Genomic DNA, 3,942 nt, shown 5'->3' with positions numbered 1-3,942 from the left:
AACAGCCAGAATTGATTCATCCATCGGATAAAAAATATAGCGAGGCTCTGGAGATTAGGCAGCAACAGGCTCAAAAACGAGATCGTTTTGTGAATCCATTATTTTTCCAGGCAAGAATATCTCGTATCAGCTCGTATACCATTCGGGCAGTTCAAAACGCAATAATAACAGGAATGTCTTTACAGTGCTTTATGAGCTCTCTTGTGGCGAGGTTAGTTTCACGGCCTCAATTGATAGGGGAACACTGATGATAATTGAACGTCCGCTGAAAATCAGGGAAACGGAGCCTAAGCGAAGTGATGATTTTTAGTCCGCGATAGCCGTAGGGCCGTTATTTTGTCGGAGTCTGAGCGTTAGCGAAGGTGGAGACAAAATAAAAGGCCATCCGACACGGCGTCAAGTCATTTGGAGCCTATGTTCCGACCCCTTGTTGGGTCGGGACGAGGTGACGAGGACGAATCGGGGCCGCCGGAGGCATAAGTGGTCGCGTTAAGTTTTTGCTGCTTGCTTGGGCTGGGATGCCCAAAACAAGCTTTCGCAAAAATAGCGACTCCCCGACCGGGTACAACTAATGTTTTACCTATGTTTGAAAGTCAGGAATATCAAGGAGATCTATCATTATTTGATTTTTCCATTGATGGAGTTGCGTCTGGAAACTATCCTATATATCAGGTAGTGACACAACCCGGTACTGACCCACTGGATTTTAGAAACTGGATAGGTGGATTAGCTGGCTTAAGTGTTATTAATTTTAGTATAGGCTTGCCAGTAGAAGTTACGAAAGATTATAACCATGATGGTTTTTCTGATGATGACTTCAATAAAGATGGTTTTCATTGATGAGCAAGGTGACATAAATGATCAGAACGGAGGAAATGACAGTAATGTAGGGAATGATAATAAGGGAGGGAATGAAGGGAATGAAGGGAATGAAGGAGCGGGATGACAGCAAGCGACTGAGTAGAATTATTCAGTTAGACGATGTTTACTGGGGTGGCGAAAGGCGGGGCGGCAAACGAGGAAGAGGCTCAGCAAATAAAGTTCCTTTTGTTGCCGCTGTATCGGTTTCTAAGGAAGGCCGCCCGATGGCCATGAATATGAATGTGGTGAAAGGGTTTCAAGCTAAAGAGATTGAAAGATGGGCAACAGGCCGCTTAACAGCAGGAAGTACAGTTGTTTCCAATGGTCTAGCCTGTTTTTCTTCAGTGAAAAAACCGGTTGTGCTCATGTCAGCATTGTCACTGGTGGTGGACCTGAATGCGTATCACTTGAAAAATTCACATGGGTTAACACCATGATTGCTAATGTGAAAAATACAATGACAGGAACTTATCATTCGGTCAGTAAAAATCACCTACCACGATACTTGGCAGAATTTTGTTATCGCTTTAATCGGCGTTTTCAGCTGGAGGATATGACACCCCGGCTGGGGTATATTGCAGCAAGAACTGCTCCAATGCCTGTGAAGCTATTGAAAGTAGCTGAGGGTTATGGGTAATCAGGAAAGGCTTTAAAAAAACACTATTGATTTAAATAAGCTATTAATGACAAATCAATGACTTATTGAATTAAAAGCTGCGAAGGTGGATTAGGATGCTATAGGCATAAAAACCCGAAAACCTCTATTGAATCAGGTGTTTCGTGTTTAGTTTGAGTTTCGTAAAATATTGTTTTGGTGGGACGGGAGGAGCTTAATTAAGCATCTAATATATTGATTATAAAGGATATAAATGATTGTTATTTTAGTTGGTACTACAAGTGATACTACTAAAAAAAATCACTGGGTTTTAACTCTCATTGCTGCAACCAACGCTGAAAATCAGGGAAACGTAGCCTAAGCGAAGTGATGATTTTTAGTCCGCGATAGCCGTAGGGCCTTTTATTTTGTCTCCACCTTCGCTAACGCTCAGACTCCGACAAAACAACGGCCCTACGGCTATCGCGGACTAAAAATCATCACTTCGCTTAGGCTACGTTTCCCTGATTTTCAGCGCAGGTCTTTTTTTACTGGTTTTTAAGTCGTTGACACAAACACATAAAATAACATCGGCAATATTTACTTCCATACGTCATCTTCTTTATCATCTAACCATTCATCTATGGTATTTTCACTATGATTTGAGAAGGCGATTGTTTCCGCTTTCTCTTGGTCTGTTTGCTTTGCGTAACGCTGCTTGATAAACAGAAAAAAGTCATATACTTCCTGCTGCGCTGATTCGGGTAATGCTTTCCAGTCATGTTCTTTTATAAGTGGCATTATTGGATTCCATGAATTTATTTTGATAAAAAATCGTATCTAAAAATAACCCACCTATATTTTCATGAGTACAACCCTTTATTCGGTTAAGCGATATTTGTGTGTTGGGCTTTGGGGAATTCAGGTTGTGCCATGGTTATCCAGTTTTGTTGTCAAGTAGGCTTGATATAATTTTTACGAAATGTCGGTTTATGTTTAAATGCCAGACCTTACATAATGTCAACGGTTTTTACAGCGCAGTTGAGGCGATAAGCTAACCGCCTCTAGACCAACTGGGTTGTTGCTTTTATTTTAGCGGCTAACTGCTGATGATCAGCTGTGAGGGTAAAAGGCGGTTGATTATTCATTTAAAAAACATAGTAAATTCAACTGATTTTATAAGACTGGTCATTAATATAGGTTTCAATCTCAGAAACATAGCAATCAAGAAAATGAATGACTTTAAGAGCAGTGCTTTTAACGTCTGGTACTGTTTTTCCTTGCCCAACCTCAGTAAAAGACTTTTCACCATGCGCTAAAAAGTTTCTTTCTTTTTTTATTTCTTCAAGCTTATATTCAGAGGACCTGAATTCAATTCATAAGTGCATAACCCAATAAATTTTTCATATCTATCCCAGTCAGCCCTTCAAATACCTCATAAGGTGTTTTGTAATTGAGACACTTTTTAGGGCGACTATTTAGCTTATCAACGGCTATAAAAACCTCTTTTATCGTAACATCAATCAACTCCATTACTTTAGGGAAATACTGTCTTAATAAGCCATTAGCATTCTCATTTTGCCCTCTTTCCCAAGAGCTGTAGGGAGTCGAAAAATACGTATCACAACCTAGTGCTTCTGCTATTTTTTCATGCAGGGTAAACTCTTTCCCGTTATCAAAAGTAATTGTTTTAACAAAGCTTTTTATAGGATCAAGCATTAAAATAGTTGCGTCTAATACATATTGAGCCTTTTTCCCCGCTAAAGGGAAGGCCAACCGTAATTTAGAGACTCGCTCATCCAACGTTACAATCGCCCCTTTGTGATTTTTCCCAATGATTGTATCTGCCTCCCAATCACCTATACGCTTACGGTTGTTGACCTCTTCAGGACGCTCATCTATATCGACTCTATTAGGGATTCCTGTCCTATTATGGGCTGACCCATACCGCTTGCGATAGGTTTTGTTCTGATGCCGAAGATGCTTGTATAGTTCACCCCCTGCCTTTTTGTCCGCCAGAATATGCTGGTAGATTGTTTCATGATGAAGACTAATTATACCTTCTTGTTTTAACCGCCCTGCAATCTGCTCAGGACTCCAGTCATCCTCAATGCGAACATTAACAATGCCTTTTATTTCATCCGTTAATTTAACCTCTTTAGGCTTGTTTTTGTGTCGTTCTTGGGCAAAATCTTCTGCTTGTTTATGCCTGTAGCCTCTTTGACCTGTATTGCGTTTAATCTCGCGTGAAATATTGCTTTGGCTTCGTTCTAAGGCTTCTGCTATTTTATTCTGTGAAGTTCCCTTTTTTAATTCAATTTCTATATAATATCTTTCTTCAGGACATAGGTGTGTATAGCTCATTTGTAGCCTCTGTAAATTGTTTGGTAGCTGTTTACTTTACACCTATGTCTTGTCTTAATTCAACAGGTGTTAGTCTAGCCAATACTTGCAGAGGGTTATGCACTTATTATACGAATTCAGGG

Annotated in this window: 5 protein-coding genes and 1 pseudogene; 3 read left to right on the top strand and 3 right to left on the bottom strand. The window is 40.1% G+C overall.

Annotated features, from left to right (window positions below; translation table 11 throughout):
• A partial coding sequence (locus K6984_RS30240; RefSeq protein WP_221898653.1) for a hypothetical protein occupies positions 1-248 on the top strand: 248 nt, incomplete at its 5' end.
• A gap of 164 nt (positions 249-412) precedes the next feature.
• On the opposite strand, the gene K6984_RS35575 is transcribed toward K6984_RS30240, so the two are convergent.
• Positions 413-541: a hypothetical protein gene (locus K6984_RS35575; protein ID WP_263458596.1), complete on the bottom strand. Its 129-nt coding sequence runs from the start codon at positions 539-541 to the stop codon at positions 413-415.
• 41 nt (positions 542-582) lie between these two features.
• On the opposite strand from K6984_RS35575, the gene K6984_RS30235 reads away from it, so the two are divergent.
• Positions 583-840, top strand: coding sequence for a hypothetical protein (locus K6984_RS30235; RefSeq protein ID WP_221898652.1), 258 nt, complete (start codon positions 583-585; stop codon positions 838-840).
• 74 nt (positions 841-914) lie between these two features.
• A pseudogene (locus K6984_RS30230) lies at positions 915-1,498 on the top strand (IS1595 family transposase); the annotation flags it as partial.
• A gap of 558 nt (positions 1,499-2,056) precedes the next feature.
• Here K6984_RS30230 and K6984_RS30225 read toward each other — a convergent pair.
• Positions 2,057-2,257 carry a DUF2281 domain-containing protein gene (locus K6984_RS30225; protein WP_221898650.1) on the bottom strand — a complete coding sequence of 67 codons (201 nt, stop codon included), beginning with the start codon at positions 2,255-2,257 and terminating at the stop codon, positions 2,057-2,059.
• A gap of 570 nt (positions 2,258-2,827) precedes the next feature.
• Positions 2,828-3,820 (bottom strand): IS30 family transposase, encoded by a 993-nt coding sequence (locus K6984_RS30215; protein WP_221895636.1) that lies wholly within the window; start codon positions 3,818-3,820, stop codon positions 2,828-2,830.
• Positions 3,821-3,942 lie beyond the last annotated feature (122 nt).

The sequence above is a fragment of the Bathymodiolus japonicus methanotrophic gill symbiont genome (genome assembly GCF_019721995.1).
GTDB lineage: Bacteria > Pseudomonadota > Gammaproteobacteria > Methylococcales > Methylomonadaceae > Methyloprofundus.
This window is presented reverse-complemented; position numbering and strand designations above follow the sequence as displayed.